Here is a 20,829-nt window from a genome sequence, read left to right on the forward strand (position 1 = left end):
TAGCGGCGCTTTCGATAAAACAAAACCGTAGGCCTACCAAATGCTTGAGTGTGTTGAATCTTTTGTACCCGATAGTCATGAATACGATCCGTATAGTTTCCGCAAGCTGGACAACGGTGAGGCTTTCTTTTCAACTCCACATGGAGTTGATACATACCGCCTTTTTCAGAAGCATTTGTAACGATAAACTCTTCTAAACCTGGGATAAAAATGTTAGAATGCATAGTACACGCAACTCCTTTTGTTATTTGTTTTTGGTCTAAACAAAGTGTAACAAATTAGGAGATTGCGTGTTTTTTATATTAAGAATAATCCTTCAGTTAGGCCCGAGACTCCTACGGGTCAAGCGATCCAGGTGAGACCCCACAGAACGAAACGTTAGTGAAGTTCGAGGAGGCTCGCGGATCGCCCGTGGAAAGCGAGGGCCTAACCTGTAAGATTAAATTTAAAATAAACAATAAATTATCAGAAAATAACCTTTACCCCAACAAATATTTTAGAGCCGGAAAAAGCAACTATAGAATTAAGAAAAATACTTATAGAGAATAATAAAAGGTCGATTAAAGAAAAAGATGCCCCGACTTATGTTCGAGGCATCTTTTATACGTTATTATTCACTACGATTGCTAGTACTTCTTGGAAGGTCATCCCAGAAAGAAGTGTCCGCTTCTTCAATGGAACCGTCCGCAATAGCTTTAGCTGTTGCTTCGAGACCAATTACAGCTTGTTTAATTAAGTATCCATTACTCTTTTGACCAAGAACATATGGCTCATAGTAATGATCAGCCATACCTCTCATTTCGAATAGAAGAGTTGAAATGTCATACTCAACAGCTAAACCGTTACGTCCGATTGTTGTAGCGGTACCACCGTTATATTTAGATAAAGTACCAAACCCACGACTTTCAATGGCATCGTATAGGACTTTACCTAATTTCTTAGAATCCTCAAGTACTTCTGGGTCAACATCTGGATTAGTTGGGTGTAAGATTGAACCTGATACAAGTTCATCTGTGTCACCTAAAGTCGTTTGCGTACCTTGATGGTGTAAGTCAATTAAGTAATCAGGATTATACTTTTGAATCACTTCTTCATGGAATGCTTGCGTTTCTGGTTGAGTGCGATCAACATGGTCGCGGTTTAAATCTACCTCATTAGCGTTATAACGTGTATGGGTTCCAGAAACATAATCATCTAATGTTAATAGAAAATGCACCATTATTATTAGTATTTATGGCGATTATTGTTCTCTTCAATATGCTAATCACGTTTACAGTGGGTAGAGTCTTCAAATTTAGTTTAGAAGAAATGATTGTCGCTAGTAATGCGAATATTGGTGGTCCGACAACCGCAGCCGCTTTTGCGATCGCAAAAGGTTGGACAAAACTCATCGTACCAATTATGCTCGTCGGAACACTTGGGTATGTAATCGGAAACTATTTAGGAAGCATGGTTTATTATTTATTAATGTAAATTAGGATGCTCCTGCTTAATGCGGGAGCTTTATTTATAAAAGGAATAGTCTGATTTTTCTTTAAATTAAACTTGATTAATATTTATTATAATGTGAAGATGTTTAATTAAGGGAGGGGTTGAAATGTTTTACAGAAGAAAAATTTATCAAATGGATTCAGAGGAGTACGAGGTTTTTAACGAATTTTTTCATGAATATTTATTGCCTAATCAAACAAGACAATATTTAACGGTGAATACAAATCTGGGAAGTTAAGAACTCAAGAGGGAGGGAGAACTGAAGTATTTTTCGAAAAACTGTATGAAACTAAGATTGATGAACTTATTACAGCCGCTCAGTTAAAAGATCGGACACTTGATGCCATAAAAGGACAATTTGTACCGTATCAAACCTATCAATCAAGACCTGAATACAAAGTTATGACTCGATTAGAAGGAAAGAATCCTAACCGATTGATTAGGATTCTCCTGTTTGGCTTGAGTTGTCTTGAGTATTGAGAACACTCGGGCGACTTTTTATAAGAGGCATTGGTGATCTAATGATAGTCTCCATGAAGGCTTTGCCGTTAAATGGAATAAATGGCCATAAATATGGCGTGTTTAACGTTTTGGTCGATATAAGTAAGAAGATCCAACCAAAAACTGATAAAACAAACCCTAGCACACCAAAGGCAGCCGTTGCCGTTAATAGTACTAACCTTACAACACGATTGGCGAGTGACATTTCATAACTTGGCATTGCGTAATTACCTAAAACAGCAATTGATAAGTATAAAATGATTTCAGGGGAGAATAATCCCACTTCTATGGCAATTTCCCCGATCATTAAGGCTGCGATTAAACCTAAGGCTGTTGCCAGAGCACTCGGTGTGTGGATGGCGGCCATCCTTAAAATTTCAACCCCAATTTCGGCAATTAAAAACTGTATATATAATGGGATAGCCCCCTCTTCATCTAAACCAATAAAGCTCAAATCTGGAGGCAATAGTTCGGGATGTGTAGCAAATAAATACCATAACGGGAGTAAAAATAACCCTGAAAGTATAGCTACAAAACGTACCCAACGTAAAAATGCTCCAACTATAGGTTTTTGTCGATACTCTTCTGCATGTTGTAAATGGTGCCAAAATGTTGCAGGGCAAATCATGACACTCGGTGAACCATCGACCATGACCAGTACATGTCCTTCCATTAAGTGAACGCTGGCTGTATCGCCGCGTTCCGTGTAACGGACTTGTGGATAGGGATTCATGGTTTTTCCAAAAATAAATTCCTCTAGTGTTTTCTCACCCATTGATAAATTATCAATGTCGATTTCTTCAATTTTGTCTTTTATTCGTTTAACAAGACGAGGGTCAACCACGCTATCAATATAGGATAAACAGACATCAGTTTTGGAACGTTGGCCAACTTGTAAATATTCGAATATTAAAGATCTATCACGCACATGGCGTCTAATTAAAGCTGTATTAAAAACGATGGTTTCCACAAAACCATCTCGAGGACCACGTACGACTCGTTCAAGATCCGGTTCTTCTGGCGTTCTAGCTGGATATTCCCTAGTATCCACTAAAATCGCCTCTTCACATCCTTCAACAATAAAAGCGGCTTGTCCAGCTAATACTTGAGCAATGACTTCTTCTAAATCTTTTGATGTATCAACTTCTTGGTGGGGGATAATGGATTGGGTTAAAGCCTTTATTGGATCTCGACGCATCTCACGTTCTTCTAATTCATTGAGTCGTTTTAAGGTCTCAATCATCGCTAATCCACCGGCGAAACCATCAACAAAAAATAACCCTAGCTTAACCCCACCGTGTTCAATTTTATGATGTATTAAATCAAAATTTTGTTCTATACGGAGTTCTTTTTGTAGGTACTCAATATTGCGACTAAAATATTTACTAACGGGTACTTGGGTTCCTTCTTTTCCCATGACCACCACTTCCTTCACATACATCCTATATTTGATTAGTATTGCAAGGAAAAGAATCTTTATGTAAGACATGGGAATAAAAAAACAGCCTGATGTAGATCAGACTGTTTTTGTCACTTTTACGGCTGTGCCATATGCGATAATTTCTGCCGCACCACCCATAACAGAAGAAGTATGCATTCGCATAGCTAAATTTCCTATTCCATTTATAATGCCTGAGTAAAATAACTTTTTATATTCATTTTCTTGTTTCCATATTCCCCAGTTTTTCATTAAAGGACACTCATTTCATATTAACTAATTTGATGATTGTCTAATTAGAAGGTTGAAAATAAAGCTGTTTTCAGAGACTAAAAACAGCTTTAATAAAATTATTGAATTAACCATAATTCTCTAGGATTCAATTCGTAGTAACCCTTGTCACGTGTCATGAAGTGGTGCATAATAAATTCTCTTCGTATGGTCGCATAATCTTCGTGATATTTTTTAATATGTTCATTGATCTTCAGTTCAGAATAAGTTTCACCTGGCTCAAGGCCTTGTAAAATATGTTCTAATATAATTAACCGTTTTTTCAATTGAGCTGGAATGGATTTTAATTTCCCATCTGAGTCCATAAAGTTAGAAAGGACTTTATGTTTCTCTTCATCCGTTACTTGGAATTCAGTATTCATTTCTTCATCCCCCAATCTTGTAATCGCTCCTGCAAGGAGATCGAGTTTTCGTTCATTTAAATGGTAATAGATCGTATTTTTATCACGACGTTGATAAACTATATCAATCTCTTTAAGTTTTGTTAGATGGTGTGAAATAGTTGGTGGTGTTAAGCCGAGTTTGCCTGCAATGGCCTGCCCGTGTAGGGGCCCTTCTTTTAATAAACCAACGATTCGTAATCGTGTTTTATCTCCAACCGTTTTGTGGAAATTGACGAGTCGATTTAATTGCATTTCATAACCTCCATTAGACAATTATCTAATTAGATTATAATCTAATTAGTGTTTAATCACAACTTTCTTTCGTAAAAAATAAAAAAGACATCCAAGCACGAGGCTTGAATGTCTATATCTTTTAATACCCGTAAGATTCCATAAGTTCAATTAGTTCTAAGAAGTCTACTGTTTCACTTTCTTCAGGATCAATGCTGAATTCGACATCTTCGTTGATGCTATTGTAAACCGTATTAACTGCAAAATCGACTGTAAAATAATTTCCAGCATCTTTGACTGTAAAGTTAGTAGAGACTCCCATTGTTTCAATTTGATCACCGTCTACAGTATAGTCGATGACAACATCATCAAGGTTTAACTCTTTAAAAGCTTCAATCATCTCATCAACATCTTTCTGAATATCTTCATCAGTCAACGTATCATCAAAGTCATAAGCTAGCTTTCCAATGAAATCAGCAATATCATCACTTGTAAATGTGACATAATAAGTATCATCTTCCTTGGTGAAATCTTCTTCTGGTTTTTCATGTAAATGATCTTGAACGATCGTGATCATCGTTTCGTTAAGCTCCTCATAATTCACACCCTCAGCCTCTGCTTCTGCAAATGCTTCAGATAAATCAATTGCTAACACTTTTCCTGCATACTCTTCAGGAATTACAAACAATCCAAAGTTCTCAGTCATTTGGTCAGTTTCAATGTAGAGTTTTTCTTCATTTAAATCTTGTAAAATTGGTAAGTCTAATGCGAATGACATTGGACTAAGATTGAAGTTCACATGGAAAACGGCTTCTTGCATGTTGCTTGTATGATCTACTTTTTGGTCAATACTAAATTCAGAGTCATTTATTGTCCCTAAATATTGATCTAAAAATGGATCTTCTAAATCTGTTTCAAGATTTATATCTATGGTTGTTGTGATGTCATATGTATCAGCTTCCAATATTGAATCAAATGTATCTTGAGTCACTTCTTTGGCGTTTCTATTATCCATACATCCTGATAGTAATAGTGACCCAATGACCATTATTAAAAAGGTTGATTTTTTTATCATCTCTCTTTATTCCCCCTTATTATTCGTATTCATAATAGCACAACCTTTATTAGATATATAGAAAATTTTTATCTTAAATGCATATTGACCTAAGTGGTCAAATAAATATATAATGGTGTTGACCGAACTGGTCAAGGAGGATGCAAAGCTATGGTTGCTTTTAATGATATACAAGAAGAAACTCAGAAAAAAATCGTATCTGCAGCATTAGAAGAGTTTGCAGAGAAAGGGTATGATCAAGCCTCTACCAATCGCATAGTGAAGCGAGCTGGTGTTGGAAAGGGGATGTTATATTATTATTTTAAAAACAAAAAAGAGCTTTATTTATATTTAGTGGAAAATAGCTTAGAGGCAATTGAACATGAGTATATTAACAAGATTGATTTAAGTGAAACAGATTTTTTTGAGCGTCTCCAAGAAATTGTCGAATTTAAAATGAAGGTTTATTTTAAGCATTCTGGTTTTTTCAACTTTATGAGCCAAGTGTTGGTGATGGAAAGCTCTCATCTGCCTGATAATTTAGCTAATAGGATTGATACTTTGCGAACTGAAGGAATGGGTAAACTTTATCAAAATGTTGACTATTCAAGGTTTCGAGATGACCTAGACGTGGAAAAAACATTACAACTCATTCAGTGGTCTCTGGATGGTTACGCTAACAGCATCATTGAGAGATTAAAGGGAATTGATTTTTCGCAGTTCGAATATGAATCATATCATGAGGAATTTATGGAGTATTTAGAAGTATTAAAAAAAGCTTTCTATCAAAAAAAGGGGGATGAATGATGTCGGTATTAAAGGCAGAAGGTTTAACCAAAAAGTTTGGTAAAGTTCAAGCGTTAAAAGGGGTTAACCTTGAAGTGAACGAAGGAGAGGTTTTTGGCTTTATTGGACCAAATGGAGCTGGTAAATCGACGACGATTCGAATTTTATTAGGAATTTTGCAAGCGACATCAGGAAAAGCAACGATTTTTGGCCGAGATGTGTGGAAAGAAGCTGTCGAAATTCACAAGCGTATTGCTTACGTACCAGGTGATGTGAATCTTTGGTCTAACTTAACTGGTGGTGAGGTCATCGACTTTTTTACGGAGATGAGAGGGGCAAAGCTTGACCTTGATCGTAAAGAAGAACTAATTGAACGATTTCAGTTAGATCCAACCAAAAAATGTGCAACATATTCAAAAGGTAACCGACAAAAAGTCGCACTCGTATCTGCATTTGCAGCAGATGCAGATCTGTATATTTTAGATGAGCCAACTTCAGGGCTTGATCCTTTGATGGAGCGAGTGTTCCAGGAGTGTGTGTTAGAAGCAAAAAGAGAGGGGAAAAGTGTTTTACTATCAAGTCATATTCTGTCTGAAGTCGAAAAGCTTTGTGACACAGTAGGAATTATTCGACAAGGTGAAATTATAGAATCTGGTTCGTTAAATGATCTACGTCACTTAACACGTACCACTATTGTATTAGAGACGAAAAACGAACTATCTTTTGATCATTTAAGTGGAATTCATGATGTTCATAAAGAAGGTAGTACTTATCAATTTCAAGTTGACACTGAAAAGCTTGACGAGGTGATGCAATACGTGAGTCAAGCTGGTGTTACAAAGATAGAGAGTGCACCTCCAACATTAGAAGATTTATTTATGAGGCATTATGAAGGAGAGGCCGGGGGTGAAAAGTAATGGTGAAGCAGCAGTTTTTGCAAACAGGGCGATTAATGCGACTGATTTTAAGACGCGACCGTTTGCGTCTACCCATTTGGTTAATTGGATTCCTGTTTGTAACGATTGGAACGGCGGCATTATTTAAAGGATTATACGCTTCCCATGAAGAGCGGCAACAAATGGCGACAACTTTTGATAATCCGGCTGTCACAGCATTAATCGGACCTGGTTATGGCCTCGATCATTACACAGAAGGGGCTATGATGGCGCATCAAATGTTGGCTATGACATTATTAATTATTGCTGTCATGAGTGTGTTACTCGTGGTTCGTCATACTCGTTCAGAAGAAGAAGAGGGACGTGTTGAGCTTATTCGAGCGCTTCCAAGTGGGAGATTATCTAATTTAACATCGACGTTATTGGTGATGGCACTTACTTATCTGGTTCTAGCATTAACAACAGGGATTGGCTTATATAGTTTAGGTATAGAAAGTATGGACCTTAATGGCTCTATGTTATATGGAGCGGCATTAGGAATAACCGGGATCTTTTTTGCCGCTACAACAGCGTTATTCGCTCAGTTAGCACAAACATCAAAAGGTGCTGTAGGTTTATCTTTTTTATTAGTTGGATTAGGTTATCTTATTCGAGCTATAGGTGATGTGTCTAACGAGACCATTTCCTGGTTCTCTCCGTTCGGATGGGTTCTAGGGTCGGAAGTTTATGTCAATGATTATTGGTGGCCAATAGGGATGACATTAATTGTATCCTTAATCGTTGCAGCTGTAGCTCTATATTTAAATTCTATTCGTGATCTTGATGCAGGATTTTTACCGACCAGAGGTGGTAGAAGGCATGCAACGGCATGGTCAAGAAGCCATCTTGGGTTAACACTGCGTTTGCAAAAAACGTCCATTATTTCTTGGGCAGTCGTCATTTTTATATTTGGTGCCACGTATGGCTCTGTTTTAGGAGATACCGAGACTTACTTCGCAGAAATAGAGATCATGAAAGAAGTTATGGCTAACCAAGATGGAATATCAATGACCTTGCAGTTTGTGACGATGGTTGCGGCAATCATGGCTGTATTGTCCACCATTCCAGTAATCATGGCAATAAATAAGATGAAAAAAGAAGAGAAACGTAACCGTACAGAGCAAATTCTAGCCACAGCGATGTCGCGATATAAGTTTTTAGGAAATTATATTTTAGTTGCCATCATCACGAGCATTATTACACTAGGAGCAGGAGCCCTCGGGTTAAGTGCTGCTGGTGCAGCTGTTGTAGAAGGTGATATTACCTTTATGGAGCTATTTAATGCGATTATGATATTCCTTCCAGCCACTTGGGTGATGGTTGGATTGGCAGCTGTATTTATGGGGCTAGGTCGTATGAATGGGTTGCCTTGGTTATATTTAGGCTTTGTATTTATCGTTATTTATTTAGGAGACTTGCTTCAAATGTCAGACGCTGTTCGGAATTTATCAGTTTTTGAACATGTCAACAGCATTCCGCTAGAGGATTTTGAATTGATTCAATCTCTTGTACTAAGTGTGATTGCGGCTGGATTGATGCTGGTTGGTCTAGCGCTTTATCGAAGAAGAGATGTGACTGGATAAAGTTGAGCAAAAGAATTTAAAAAAATCGAACGACAATCATTTTGTTGAGTGAATGAACATACAAACCCGAACTGTAATTGATATCAATGATTCATTTATAGTTCGGGATTTCTTTTGTCTTAACGTAATATTTAAACATCAAAATATAAATGATAGTGTAACTGACATCCTGGGTTAAAAGAAGCTTCACAGTTTGGGCATTGATGAGAAGAGTTTAAATACTCACGAATAGTCATTTCGCTCTGACATACACCGCACAAAACAGCTTTTTCATCAAGCTCATGTTTTGACCAACGCTCGACAGGATGTTCAACAGATTCCTCATGACATTCATAACAAGGATAGTATGCGTTACAGCATTTAAATTTAATCGCGATGACATCACGTTCACTATGATAATGCTGACATCGAGTTTCATGATCGATGACTTGACCAAATATATTCATTTCCGTTCACCTCATAATTGTTTTTATTTATTATAACGTAACAAAAGAGGGTGCATAAAATCACTTTTTCTGCCAAATCTAATGGTAAAAGGAGTGATTTTACTATGCAAAATGCGATAAAAAACTTAATGAGTACAAATGTTGTTTCCGTTACACCACAACAGTCGTTAAAAGAAGCGGCTGAGTTAATGGTGCAAAATGATATTGGTGCTATTCCTGTCGTTGATAATGGGGCCATTAAAGGTATTATTACGGATCGTGACATTACAACTCGTGCAACTGCCATGGGTAAAGACGGAAACTGTACAGTTGGCGAATGTATGAGTGATCAGTTAACGACAGCTGATGCAAATATGGACGTTCACCAAGCAGCTCAATTAATGGCTGAGAAACAAATCCGTCGTTTACCTGTAACGGAAAATGGACAGTTGGCTGGAATGGTTTCGTTAGGAGATTTAGCAACTCAAAACATATTCCAAAACGAGGCAGGTCAGGCACTTACAAACATATCGTTCCCAGCACATAATCAAATGGCTCAACAAGGCCAACAAGCAGGGCAAGCACAGATGGGTCAGCAGGCTCAACAAGCCCAACAACAAAACCAGCAAAATCAAAACCCACAAAGTTTCCAGTAATGACATGACCGTTTTACCTGATCAGAGGTAAAGCGGTTTTTTATTTTAAAGGCCATTGAACCGTTAGTTAATGTTAGTATAGTGTTAAATGAATAGACGAGGAAGGTTGTTATGGTTAAACGGATTCGGGATATTGGAGTCGAAATTGGAGCTTTAAAAACTGGTAAACTAAATAAAATTACAGATGTAGAAGGCGTCCAAGTGGGACATTATACAGTTAAACATGGTGATCTTAACACGGGTGTGACAGCGGTTTTACCTCATGAAGGAAACCTTTTTACTGAAAAAGTAATGGGTGCAACATACGTTATTAATGGGTTTGGAAAAACAGTTGGAACGGTTCAAATTGATGAACTAGGCACAATTGAGACCCCAATTTTGTTAACGAACACGTTGAATGTTGGGGCATGTTCTGAGGCTATTGTAGAGTATACCCTTAACCAGAACCCGGAAATTGGGAGAACAACAGGCACAGTGAATCCTGTTGTTGGTGAATGTAATGATATGGTGTTGAATGATATACGGGAAATGGCTGTTACGAAAGAAAATGCAAAGGAAACCATTCATGAAGCTGATGTTAATTTCAAAGAAGGAGCTGTGGGTGCTGGAACTGGCATGAAGTGTTTCGGTTTAAAAGGAGGAATCGGATCTTCTTCACGAATCATTGAATATCCTCATGGTCACTATACAATCGGGGTGTTAGTACTTTCAAACTTTGGTCAATTAGAAAACTTTCATTTGAACGGAAAACACATCGGGCCTCAAATCCAGTCTAAACTCGGTCACCTAAAAAGTGAATCTGATAAAGGCTCTATTATGGTCATCGTGGCGACTGATTTACCCGTAACGGAACGTCAACTAAAGAGGGTCATTAAAAGGTCAAGTGTAGGAATTGCGCGCACTGGTTCGTTTTATGGAAATGGAAGTGGAGATCTAGTCATTGGTTTTTCAACCGCAAATAAAATTCCTCATGATCGCCAAAATGAACTTCAATCATTTAAAGCTATTCATGAAGAGGATATTGACCAAGCGTTCCAAGCAGTTGCTGACGCTACAGAAGAAGCAATTCTTAACTCAATGGTGGCGGCAAAAACAATGACAGGTCGAAGTGGAAACACGTTATATTCATTAAGTGAATTTTTGTCATTTGAATAGAGTTTAGATCGCGTTTTGAACTGTACCTTCAAAGGTGGAAAGCGAAGTGTATTTCCACTGCGGCTTAATAAATCCTTCTTTTAATCAATCGAACTAGTTATTAATAAGGGATCATCAACATAATAAAACCCCAGTTAGGACTTTTTTTAATTAGTCCACTAACTGGGGTATAGTTCATAATCTATCCTTTTTATTTACCTGTTACAATTAACTGCATTTGGTCACTAAAGTCTGATGTGCCAGCGTAATTTTCAGCTTCAGCTTTTAAGAAATGGTTACCATTCGAAAACTCGATCTCGATCGCAAATTCACCATTCTCATCAGCTTGACCAGAGCCAACAAAATTTGTTTTATTTCCTTTGGTTTCATAAATATTAACCGTTGTAAATGGATCACTTTGTCCAGTAAGTGTCACAAGTGAGTCGCCTGTTTTCATTTTTGTCTCATCCCAAGTTGGAGTAGCAGGTGATTCCTGTTGTGCGTTGATTGCGTAATCCATAGCTTGAACAAATAATGTTTTACCGTCTTCAGTCCAACCGTAGTTAGGACTAATGATGTTATTAACCGCAAATGATGAGAGAAGTAAGTGAATGGATTCCTCACTACGAAATTCGTAAGAGACTCCAGTACCTTTTACTTCACCGTCTACTTCGATTTCACCTAAGCTTGGACCAGGGTATCCTTCAAAAGCTGAGTATGGGCTCTTTTTGCTATGAATTGTTATTTCTTCCGATAATCCCTCAAAAATTGGGTGCTCCAAGTCTTGAACATTTAATTCGATTTCACCTTGATTGTAGCCATGATCGCTTAATTCAGGGTAGCCAACTGTTTCGCTTAAGGTTGAAATCGAGCCGTCATCGACACCCCATGTTCCAAGGAATGCCAGACTCACTTGGTGTTCATCTGTTACATCGATTAGCTCTTGAAGTTGTTCTGGTGAACCATCATTTGCATTAACCACAATCAAATCATAATTTGCTACATCTTCAATGACATCCCAATCACGACCTTCTGAATATAAATCGTGTTCGTTTAGCAATGATTGTATATGATCTTTGTGATCACCAAGTACGGCAACATGAATATTATTGAGTAAAACATCTAAATTGATAGCTTCATCTTCTACAACCACATCTACAGTTTGGTCAAGATAACCATCTCTTTGAATTTTTAATACATATTCATCTGGTAAGAGTTGATTGAATTCAAATTGACCATCCTCGCCAGTTTCAACTGTTTCCATCGGATCCGTTTCATTACGGTAGTGAAGTGAAACAGTAGCTTCTTCTAGGACCTCATTGTTATCAGCGTCTAGTACTTGTCCTGAAATCTCAGTTCCTTCAATGGCTTCTAATGTGAAGTTCAATTCAACGGAATCTCCTTGCGATTCGACCGTAGCTGTTTGGACTTCTTCGTGATAACCACGTGCAGAGGCATGAACATCGTACGTTCCTGTTCCAATACCAATTTGGTATTCTCCGTTTGCATTCGTTGTTGTCTCGATATTTAAATCAGGAATGGTTACATTAGCGTTGGCAATAGGCTCATCATACTCATCTGTTACGGTTCCATGAATCTCTCCGATACTAGCATTCATTGCCCAGTTGAGTGCATTTTGATAGAATAATGTTGCTTCGTCGGTCCAGTTAGAAGTTGGGTCTGAATAACTTCCAATTTGAAAACCTGATAACAAGAGGTGGACACTATTTGCTGTTCGGAAATCATAGCCGATTCCTTCGCCAATCTCCCCTTCTTCATCATGAGTGATGGTACCAATTGTCGTTCCACTATATCCTTCATATACAGCATATTGTTGGTTGCTCGTACCTTTATCAAGAATTCGGAATTCGTCTTCATGAATACCTGCAAATAGCGGGTGGTCTTGTAACGTTTTAATATTAATATGACCTGGTACAAAACCGTGGTTCACTTGTGAAGGATCGTTATAAACATCGCTCAAGTCCCCAATGGTTCCTCTGCCATATTGTGAGGCAAAAACAACACTCACTTCATGTTCATCAGCCGTCTCAACGAATTCCGTAAATAATTCATCACTTGTAGAGGAAGAGTTGTTGTTGTAAATGATCAGTGCATAGTTTGGAATATCTTCTATGAATTGTTCTAGTTCAGTGTAATTGATGTAGTCTGCATCGTATCCAAATTGGTTCATTAACGTTTCAAACTCATCGAAACGAGATGACATACTAACGATGGCGACTTTTTCTGAATGCGGCATAAATACAGAAACATCTGTTGTTTCATTGTGTTCAATGACTATATTTGATTCGGTTGTTGTCATATATCCTGTAGCCATAATTTGAAGGTCATACTCGCCAATTGGTAGTGTTGCTTCAAATTGACCATTAGAATCTGTTTCAACTGAAACTGGTGTTCCAAGTACATTAACAGTTGCTTCGGCAATTGGTTCTTCTGTTTCTCCATCTAAAACCGATCCACTAAGTGTACCAATTTCATTAGACTGTAATGTCAATGTCTCATTATAAACTTCACCGTTCTCAACTGTTATGGTGAATTCGTTTGTTTCATGACCAAAGGCTTCAACTTGAAGGGTGTAGGTGCCCTCTTGTAATCCTAGGTAAAACTCACCATTGGCATTGGTTTCCATCACTTTGCCTGTTTCTTTAACTGTGACGGTTCCAGCAACTTGATCACCTAAATCATTGTTGATGATGCCATTGAAGTCTGCTGCTAGTGCTTCCTCATGATCCAATGCCCAAAGAATTGAGTTATTAATGAGTTGTACTAGTGTTTCATTGAAGTACTCCGGCTGATCCGGGTTAAAATTATAGCCGAATGTTGTATTAGCTAACAAAACTTCTACCGATTCAGTGGTACGTCCTTTGAAAGCTGCTAAATCCCCAAGGTGGCCGTCTTCAGGGTGATCGATTGTCGCGACAGTCTCACCATCATAACCTTCGAAGGCGTAGTAATAAGTTGAACGGCTTTCAAAATCATAGGCTTCATTAAGTTCTAGACCTTCTGTAATCGGGTGTTCTTGTATAGGTTTTATGGTTTTATCATTAGCACGGTCTTGGAGAACAATTTCTGGGTTGTTTTCAAACTCATTTAAGAAGCGAATCCCTCCACGACCGTTTACGTGTCCTGTCCAAATGACGGATAGTTTTTCTTCATCAATAGCCTTTAAGAAATCGTTAAATTCGTCTTCAGTCGGTTCTTGATTCCGGTCATAGTCAGAGTTAGCAATGACTAAATCTAATTCACTAAGCTGTTCAACGTCGGTGTAAAACAATTCCGTTGTATTAAAACCACGTTCTTCTAAGTACTGCGCAAGGGATGCGTCATTATGGTTATTGTCTACAATAATCCCAACTAAAGGTGATGGTTTCATGTCGACAGTTAATTCAAGTTCTTCGCCTGGTTCAATGGTGACGAAGACTTCTTTCATGACATAGTTGTCAGCTTCTAAAACTAACTTATAATCACCTGGTTCGATCCGATCAATGGAGAATGCACCTTGTGTGTTACTGGTTGCTTGACGAGGATAGCCTTCTAACTGGATATCAACATCTGCAACAGCCTGGCTGTCTTGTTCGTTTTCTATAGTGCCATTAATTGAACCAGCGTCTTGGTGGACTTCCATATCAACATTGACAGGTTCACTGTTTTGTTCAGCAGAAGCTGGGACTGTGATCGTTTCATATCCAAAGGATTCAACTTCAATTTCATAATCACCTTCAAGTAAGGCAATTGAAAACTCACCATTCTCATTCGTAGTTGTTTCAAAATTTTCCCCAACAACGTTGATAGTAGCTTCTAGTGGATTACCTTCTTCATCCGTGATTGTCCCTTCAATCGTTGGAAACTCTGCATGAGCTGCCCAAACGACACTATCAACTAATAGCTCCTTACCTTCTGGAGTGTAATGATCAGCGTGATGACTAAATGTAAAACCATAGCCGCCTAGTAGTAATTCAACACTCCCATTTGTTCTAGGCTTATATGCAAATCCAGAACCGTAAGCTTCATCAACATCACGATGCTTAATGTTTGCAATGTTATATCCGCTATATTCGTCGAAGTAACCAATTCGACCATTTCCAGGTGTGAGAATCTCAATGGTGTCTCCGATTTCAGCTTCTCCAAATAGATCATGTTGTTCTGTGATGACATATTCAGTGCTCGACGAGTGATCGGCTGTGTCACGACTACTTGGGTCACCACGATTTTCGACGAGTTGATTTAATGGAGAAGAGGAGTAGTAAGTTTCCCCAAAAATTAGGCTCGTTTTGGTTTCATCAGCGGCTTCCATCAACTGATCTATATTCCTTCTTAAGTCCAAACCAAGTCCGTTGATAAAGACTACGTCAAATTCATCTAGACGATTCATAATGTCACTGTCAGGGACTTCTTCAACCTCAATCCCAGCTTCCTCTAGGACAGCCTCAAAGCTTCGCTCACTTGAGTAATAGTCACCTAATACGGCAACAGCAGGAACAGGTGTCATGTCTATATGTTGTTCAATTGGAACAGAACCGACTTCGAGTTCAATGGTTTCTGAGATGTAGTCTGTTTTACTATATTCAATTGTGTAATGTCCTTCGTCAAGGTCCAGGATCTCATAATAGCCTTGTTCATCAGACGTGGTTTCGGTTAACACGTCACCGTCTTGTAAAAGCTTAACCTTAACTCCAATTATTGGCTGTTGTGAAAGAGAGTCCTGTATTTCTCCAATGACTGATCCTCCTTGAGTGGATTGAAGGACCACATCTAATTCCACTGGTTCGCCATTGATGACTTCAACTTCAGTTGTTTCTGTCTCATAACCAGAGGCTCTAACTTTTAAAGTGTAAGTGCCTTCATCGTGGTAAAAATCGATTTCACTTTGATCTTTAAACACATAACCAGTCTCGACCACTTCTATCGTGGCATTTAACGGAGTCTCTTCTTCATTCGTGACAGTACCAGTTACATGTCCAAAACTAGCTGATAACAGATAATCCATGCTGTTCAGGAATACATTTTGCATATCCTGTTGCCAGCCTTGGAAGGGCGATGTCCAAGGTGAAGCAGTATGGGCAGAAAGTAGTAAATGTGCGCTATTTTCACTAACTGGCTTATAGGCAACACCTGTGCCGACAAAACCGAGCTGCTCAGAGCCAATTTCGGCTAAATCTCGGCCAGAGTATTGATTAAACCAAGCAAAATCTCCACTACGACCATTGAGAGTTAAATAATCTCCTTCTTCATACCCATCAAAAATTGGGTGTTCTTCAGTAACCCGTAACGATACTGAGCCAGATGAATAATCATGTGATAACTCTTGAGGGTCATTCATGTAATCGACTAAATGATGAATGGAACCATAACTTCCACCCCAAGTGTCCGCAAATACTAGATGAACCTCAGCTTCTTCAGCTGCATTCACTAATTCATTAAAGGTTTCTTCATCTGGTTTCCATCCGCTAGTCGTATAAGCACCGTTTAGGTAGACAATGTCATAACGATCAATATCTTCAATGATATCCCACTCGCGTTCTTCAGCTGAGTAGCCGTTTAAGTTCAACAGTTCTGTGATTTCAGACTCATAGTCATTTAATACGGCAATTCCAATTGGTTTCAATGTTAATTCCAATTGGTTATCAGAGTTTGGCTCAACTGTAATCGTTTCTTCTAATTTTTCATAACCATTAAGTTGCAGCTCGACATCGTACGTACCAGCATAGACATCAGATTGTTCGAAAACACCGTTTGAATCGGTCGTCCCCTTTACAGGAGTATCGATTAATTCAATTTGGACGTCTTCGATGGCTTCTCCCATTCGTTCATCTGTAACAGTAATGGAGAGAGAACCGGTTTCAGCTTCAGCTAACTCAAAATCTTTTTCAGCATGGTAACCAGAGATAAACGAAATTTCTTCAACTCTTTGTTCGTAACCATATAAGCTTACTTTTACATCGAAGGTGCCTGGGGAATGGTTAAACGTGTACTGTCCGTCAGCATCAGCTGTTGTTGTTTGATCGGTTTCATCAATTGACAGCTTCCCTTCAATAGCATGACCCGATTCATCTGTTATGGAACCCGTTAATGTTCCTGGTGCGATAAACTGTTCTATCCCTGTTAAATGAGGTACTAAGACAGTCCCAGGTAATATAATAGGGGTTGACGTACTATAATTCGGTAGAGATTCCTTTTTCAAAATATCGCCACTATAAACATCGATTAACATCAATGTTCCATTAGTATTTGAAATAAACAAAATCCCGTTACTAGTGACGGACCCATTATTTAAGATTGTTCCGGTCTCGTCATTCGACCATTCTTCTTCACCTGTTTGCGCATTAAAAGCACGCACTATAGGCTGACTTGCCGAACTCACGATGACTAAATCTCCGTAAGCTACGGGAGCATTAGCCTGTGAATCGCCTACATTATTTGTTTTCCATAAAAGTTCTCCATTTGTTGCGTCTAATGCATGTAATGTTCCATTGCTTCCTAAGTCAGAAGAGATGGCGTATACAACACCATTTTTATAAACGGGATGAGCTAAGAACCCTTCGTTTTCCTCAGGCTCGTAACTCCAAACGACTGTCCCGTCTTCGGGGTTAATAGCGCTTAATGTTTTATTGTCGTAAGTACCCATATATAAATGCTCTTCACCAAGTGTTGGGTTAAAGAATGAAGAAGTATCAGCCTCGAGTGTCCATAAAGTTTCCCCATTATTGGCGTTTAAGGCGTATAACGTGGTTTCGTCTTCTAGGCTTGAACCTACAAATACTTTCCCATCTTTTACAACGGGTGTTTCATAAATGGCAGGTTGACCGATATTTTTAATCCAAATCGTACGTCCTGTTTCAAGATCTAATGCATAAATGTTTTGATCGCTACCACCAGAAAGGTAAACGATGCCATCTTCTATGGTCGGAGTAGAGCGGTTCGTGTTTCCAAAACGAATACTCCACAATTCTTCACCAGATTGAAGGTTTAGAGCTGTGACCCATCCGAGTTCGGTCGTATAGACGATGGTATGATTCGAAACAGAAGGTGTAGCAAATAGAATTTGGCCTTTAGAATCCGTATTATAAGACCAAGATTTTTCTAATTCATCTATGTCTATACTGTTAACAGATACAGCATTACGCGAGAAGTTCTGATTTGATGTTTTCCATTCTTCATCGCCTGTTTCTGGGTTTGGATCAATTTGAAAGTCAATTTCTAAGTTTTTATTCACTTCGACGGTTTCCGTTTTTCCTAAAATGCCAGCACCTGTAATTTGGAATTCATAAGTTCCAACAGGCAATTTGTCGATAGAAAATTCTCCGTTTTCATTCGTCCGATATGTGTTTAAAGGCGTATCTTTTACTCGTATAAAAGCGTGGGGAACAGGTTCGTTAGACTCCGAATCAATGATTTGCCCAGTGACAGAATATGTTTCTGCCTGTTCGAGTTGCCACTGTACTTCTGTTGACTGATCTTTTTCAATCGTTACGGTTGTTTCATAATCAACGTAACCAAATGATTGAACGACAACGTCATGTGACCCTTCACGAATTTTGTGGGAAAAATCCCCATCTTCAACATCTATTGATAGATTTAATTTCGGTAGATGAACGGTCCCGGATAAGGCATTACCATCTTCATCTACTAACTGTCCTTCTAATGTCCCGGCAAAAGCGGCTTCGGTTACAGCCTGATAAATATTCACGATTCCTGAACCGTATTGAGTATTAGGTAATTCTCCCATGTGTGATTCAGAACGTGCAGTATTTGTTAGTAAATCAGTGATTTCATTGATACTTAAATCGGGATTGGCACTTAGTAAGAGTGCGATTGACCCTGCGACATGTGGGGTTGCCATCGATGTACCACTAATCGTGTTATATTTTCCTTCTTCACGACTGGCTGGCCATGCTGAGTAGATTTCATGACCAGGTGCTGCGACATCAGGCTTGATGTGGCTCACCATTTCACCGTCTTCATTTTCCCAATAGACCGGCCCCCGGCTAGAGAATGATGCGACTTGATCATAACGGTCAGTAGCCCCCACTGCAAATGAATCTACAAAACTTGCAGGTGATCCAACTGTTTGGGCTCCTGGACCATCGTTACCAGCTGCGAAAAGAGGAAAGATACCAGCTGAAATCCAGGCTTGGACATCGTCATAGAATTCTAGATTGTATGTGTTAGAGTTTCCCCAAGAGTTGTTAACGACATGGGGAGCATTAGCGGGATCTCCACCTGGTGCCATAAACCATTGGAATGCTTCGTGTATGGCAGATAGGGTAGTAGCACCACCATCATTAAATATTTTGGCAGCAATCCATTCTGCTTCAGGTGCCACACCAATGGGCTCACCTTCACCACCGCCAACAGCTGTTCCAGCCACATGTGTTCCGTGCCCATTACCATCACCAGGAGTGTTATAGCCATCTCCAGATAGGTCAATCCAAGATGATTCGTGGTCTCCATCTCGTCCACGATAATTGTGGTTTAAAGCTTCATGGTTATAATCGACTCCGGTATCCATGATCCCGACTACGATATCTTCACCTTTAATTCCATAGTCACCCCATACTTGTGGGGCATTAATTTTTTCTAAGCCCCATTCAGGGAGTTGAGGTGAACTTTCAACGGTGACTTCTGGAACTTGTAACGTTTCATCTAGTTGAATACGCTCAACATCATCACGTTCTTTAATCGAATTTAATGCTTCCTGGTCTACAGTCGCAACAATACTGTTATTAATCCAAAGCTCTTTTTTGATTTTGGCATTTCCTTTATCCTCTAATGCTGTTAAGGCTTGTTTAATACTTTTTTGGGATGCTTCAGCCTTAGATTCTAATGTCGTTTTTACGTGCTCAGCTTTTTCTGCTTTTGATTGTTCTTTAGTTTCTTGGAAAAGCTTTTGAAAATCAGTTTGATCTATTAGATGGATAATGACATCGACTTGGCTTTCCTCTTGGAGTTTGGTAGAAATGTTTTCATCAACCTTAGGTGGGGCGTTTGCTTGTTGTGGAGTGGTCTCGGTCAGTTGAGGTTCGTAACCGAGATTAGAGAGTAACGTTTTTAGCTCGTCTGATTCATCAGGTTCAGGTGATGAACTCTGCTGTTTAGCGGCTTGTTCACGCTCTTTTTCAACTTCGAGTTCACTTTTTTCAGCATCGTGATTGTCTGCATGCACTTCTGTTATGAGTCCGGAATTGGACCATGTGGAAAAAAGCATTAACATAATCATAATGATTGATAATAATTTCCTATTTCGTTTAAAATACTTTCTCATAGGCACCCTCCCATTTTTAATTGCTACATAAACTAACTTCAGCGAATTAAGATAAATTCCTTCTATAATATACGGAAATAAGCCTTTTGAAGTACGAGATTAGTAAAATAGGTTGATAAGGGGGTAGTACCAATGATTGACTGAATTTTGATGAAAATTGTCGAGGATCATTTATAGGGAAATAAAAAATCCAACCACTAGAGGCTGGATTTTTTAGATGTGTGCCCGGCATGGGCTATAACTTGGTGGTGAAAGTCCACTACAGGCCTGGCAGTAGGAACTGTTAGCTAATGGCAAGGGTGTCCACCGTGAGGTGGAATCTGAAGGAAGCCTAAGGCAAAATCCTGAACTGACGAACAGAAACTGTATATAAGGCTGAATTGGAACGGATGAGTTTGCATTACAAAACGAAGTCCTATACTGCACGAATTCCATACAGTAAATACAGCAGTTATATGGGAGGAAGGTTATAGCTCTTACCCGGGGAGGTCTTGCAAGGGTTCCCGACAAGAGGGAAGAAATTTTCCACAGGAACAATCACGGCAGTGATGCTGTGATGAATTGTAAGAAGTCAGCCGAGGCCATAGTAGTTCCAAAGGAATGAAGGGCCGAACAATAGTAATCTTGGAATTAGTGGAGGT

The 20,829-nt window shown here is 38.9% G+C and carries 14 protein-coding genes and 1 pseudogene; 7 read left to right on the forward strand and 8 right to left on the reverse strand.

The window, feature by feature from the left end; translation table 11 throughout:
- Both BMY57_RS13455 and BMY57_RS13460 read right to left on the reverse strand, forming a co-directional pair.
- A partial coding sequence (locus BMY57_RS13455; RefSeq protein WP_143063844.1) for a transposase family protein occupies positions 1–224 on the reverse strand: 224 nt, incomplete at its 3' end.
- 386 nt (positions 225–610) lie between these two features.
- Positions 611–1,201, reverse strand: a pseudogene (locus BMY57_RS13460) (M14 family metallopeptidase); the annotation flags it as partial.
- Positions 1,202–1,203: 2 nt separating this feature from the next.
- On the opposite strand from BMY57_RS13460, the gene BMY57_RS13465 reads away from it, so the two are divergent.
- Positions 1,204–1,473 (forward strand): DUF819 family protein, encoded by a 270-nt coding sequence (locus BMY57_RS13465; RefSeq protein ID WP_423809604.1) that lies wholly within the window; start codon positions 1,204–1,206, stop codon positions 1,471–1,473.
- A 124-nt stretch (positions 1,474–1,597) separates the two neighbouring features.
- Positions 1,598–1,729, forward strand: a complete 132-nt coding sequence (locus tag BMY57_RS16325) for a hypothetical protein (protein ID WP_256205313.1) — start codon at positions 1,598–1,600, stop codon at positions 1,727–1,729.
- Between the two features lie 201 nt (positions 1,730–1,930).
- Here the strand turns inward: BMY57_RS16325 and BMY57_RS13470 are convergent, their stop codons facing one another.
- From BMY57_RS13470 to BMY57_RS13480, 4 genes are all read right to left on the reverse strand, one after another.
- Positions 1,931–3,409, reverse strand: coding sequence for a spore germination protein (locus tag BMY57_RS13470; RefSeq protein ID WP_091775363.1), 1,479 nt, complete (start codon positions 3,407–3,409; stop codon positions 1,931–1,933).
- Positions 3,410–3,508: 99 nt separating this feature from the next.
- A complete protein-coding gene (locus BMY57_RS15950; protein ID WP_143063845.1) occupies positions 3,509–3,682 on the reverse strand; it encodes a heavy metal-binding domain-containing protein in 174 nt (57 codons plus the stop codon).
- A gap of 98 nt (positions 3,683–3,780) precedes the next feature.
- Positions 3,781–4,356: a DUF2087 domain-containing protein gene (locus BMY57_RS13475; protein ID WP_091775366.1), complete on the reverse strand. Its 576-nt coding sequence runs from the start codon at positions 4,354–4,356 to the stop codon at positions 3,781–3,783.
- A gap of 121 nt (positions 4,357–4,477) precedes the next feature.
- On the reverse strand, positions 4,478–5,410 hold the full coding sequence (locus tag BMY57_RS13480; protein WP_091775368.1) for a hypothetical protein: 933 nt from the start codon (positions 5,408–5,410) through the stop codon (positions 4,478–4,480).
- A 150-nt stretch (positions 5,411–5,560) separates the two neighbouring features.
- On the opposite strand from BMY57_RS13480, the gene BMY57_RS13485 reads away from it, so the two are divergent.
- From BMY57_RS13485 to BMY57_RS13495, 3 genes are read left to right on the forward strand one after another with little or no spacing between them, the layout of a single operon-like run.
- On the forward strand, positions 5,561–6,196 hold the full coding sequence (locus tag BMY57_RS13485) for a TetR/AcrR family transcriptional regulator (protein WP_091775370.1): 636 nt from the start codon (positions 5,561–5,563) through the stop codon (positions 6,194–6,196).
- The gene (locus BMY57_RS13490; protein WP_091775373.1) at positions 6,196–7,092 is read left to right on the forward strand and encodes an ABC transporter ATP-binding protein; all 897 of its coding nucleotides are present in this window, start codon (positions 6,196–6,198) and stop codon (positions 7,090–7,092) included. Before BMY57_RS13485 ends, BMY57_RS13490 begins: the two co-directional genes overlap by 1 nt.
- Complete coding sequence (locus BMY57_RS13495) at positions 7,092–8,693, forward strand: ABC transporter permease (protein ID WP_091775376.1); 1,602 nt, start codon at positions 7,092–7,094, stop codon at positions 8,691–8,693. The genes BMY57_RS13490 and BMY57_RS13495 overlap by 1 nt, the downstream gene beginning before the upstream one ends.
- A gap of 131 nt (positions 8,694–8,824) precedes the next feature.
- Here the strand turns inward: BMY57_RS13495 and BMY57_RS13500 are convergent, their stop codons facing one another.
- Positions 8,825–9,139 carry a CHY zinc finger protein gene (locus BMY57_RS13500; protein WP_091775379.1) on the reverse strand — a complete coding sequence of 105 codons (315 nt, stop codon included), beginning with the start codon at positions 9,137–9,139 and terminating at the stop codon, positions 8,825–8,827.
- 104 nt (positions 9,140–9,243) lie between these two features.
- Here BMY57_RS13500 and BMY57_RS13505 point away from each other — a divergent pair, with 104 nt between their 5' ends.
- Together BMY57_RS13505 and BMY57_RS13510 are read left to right on the forward strand one after the other, a co-directional pair.
- Positions 9,244–9,774 carry a CBS domain-containing protein gene (locus BMY57_RS13505; protein WP_091775382.1) on the forward strand — a complete coding sequence of 177 codons (531 nt, stop codon included), beginning with the start codon at positions 9,244–9,246 and terminating at the stop codon, positions 9,772–9,774.
- 111 nt (positions 9,775–9,885) lie between these two features.
- Positions 9,886–10,929, forward strand: coding sequence for a DmpA family aminopeptidase (locus tag BMY57_RS13510; RefSeq protein WP_091775385.1), 1,044 nt, complete (start codon positions 9,886–9,888; stop codon positions 10,927–10,929).
- 190 nt (positions 10,930–11,119) lie between these two features.
- Here BMY57_RS13510 and BMY57_RS13515 read toward each other — a convergent pair whose 3' ends face one another.
- On the reverse strand, positions 11,120–20,188 hold the full coding sequence (locus tag BMY57_RS13515; protein ID WP_091775388.1) for a carboxypeptidase regulatory-like domain-containing protein: 9,069 nt from the start codon (positions 20,186–20,188) through the stop codon (positions 11,120–11,122).
- Between the last annotated feature and the right edge of the window lie 641 nt (positions 20,189–20,829).

It is taken from the genome of Piscibacillus halophilus (assembly GCF_900110685.1).
Lineage (GTDB): Bacteria > Bacillota > Bacilli > Bacillales > Alkalibacillaceae > Piscibacillus > Piscibacillus halophilus.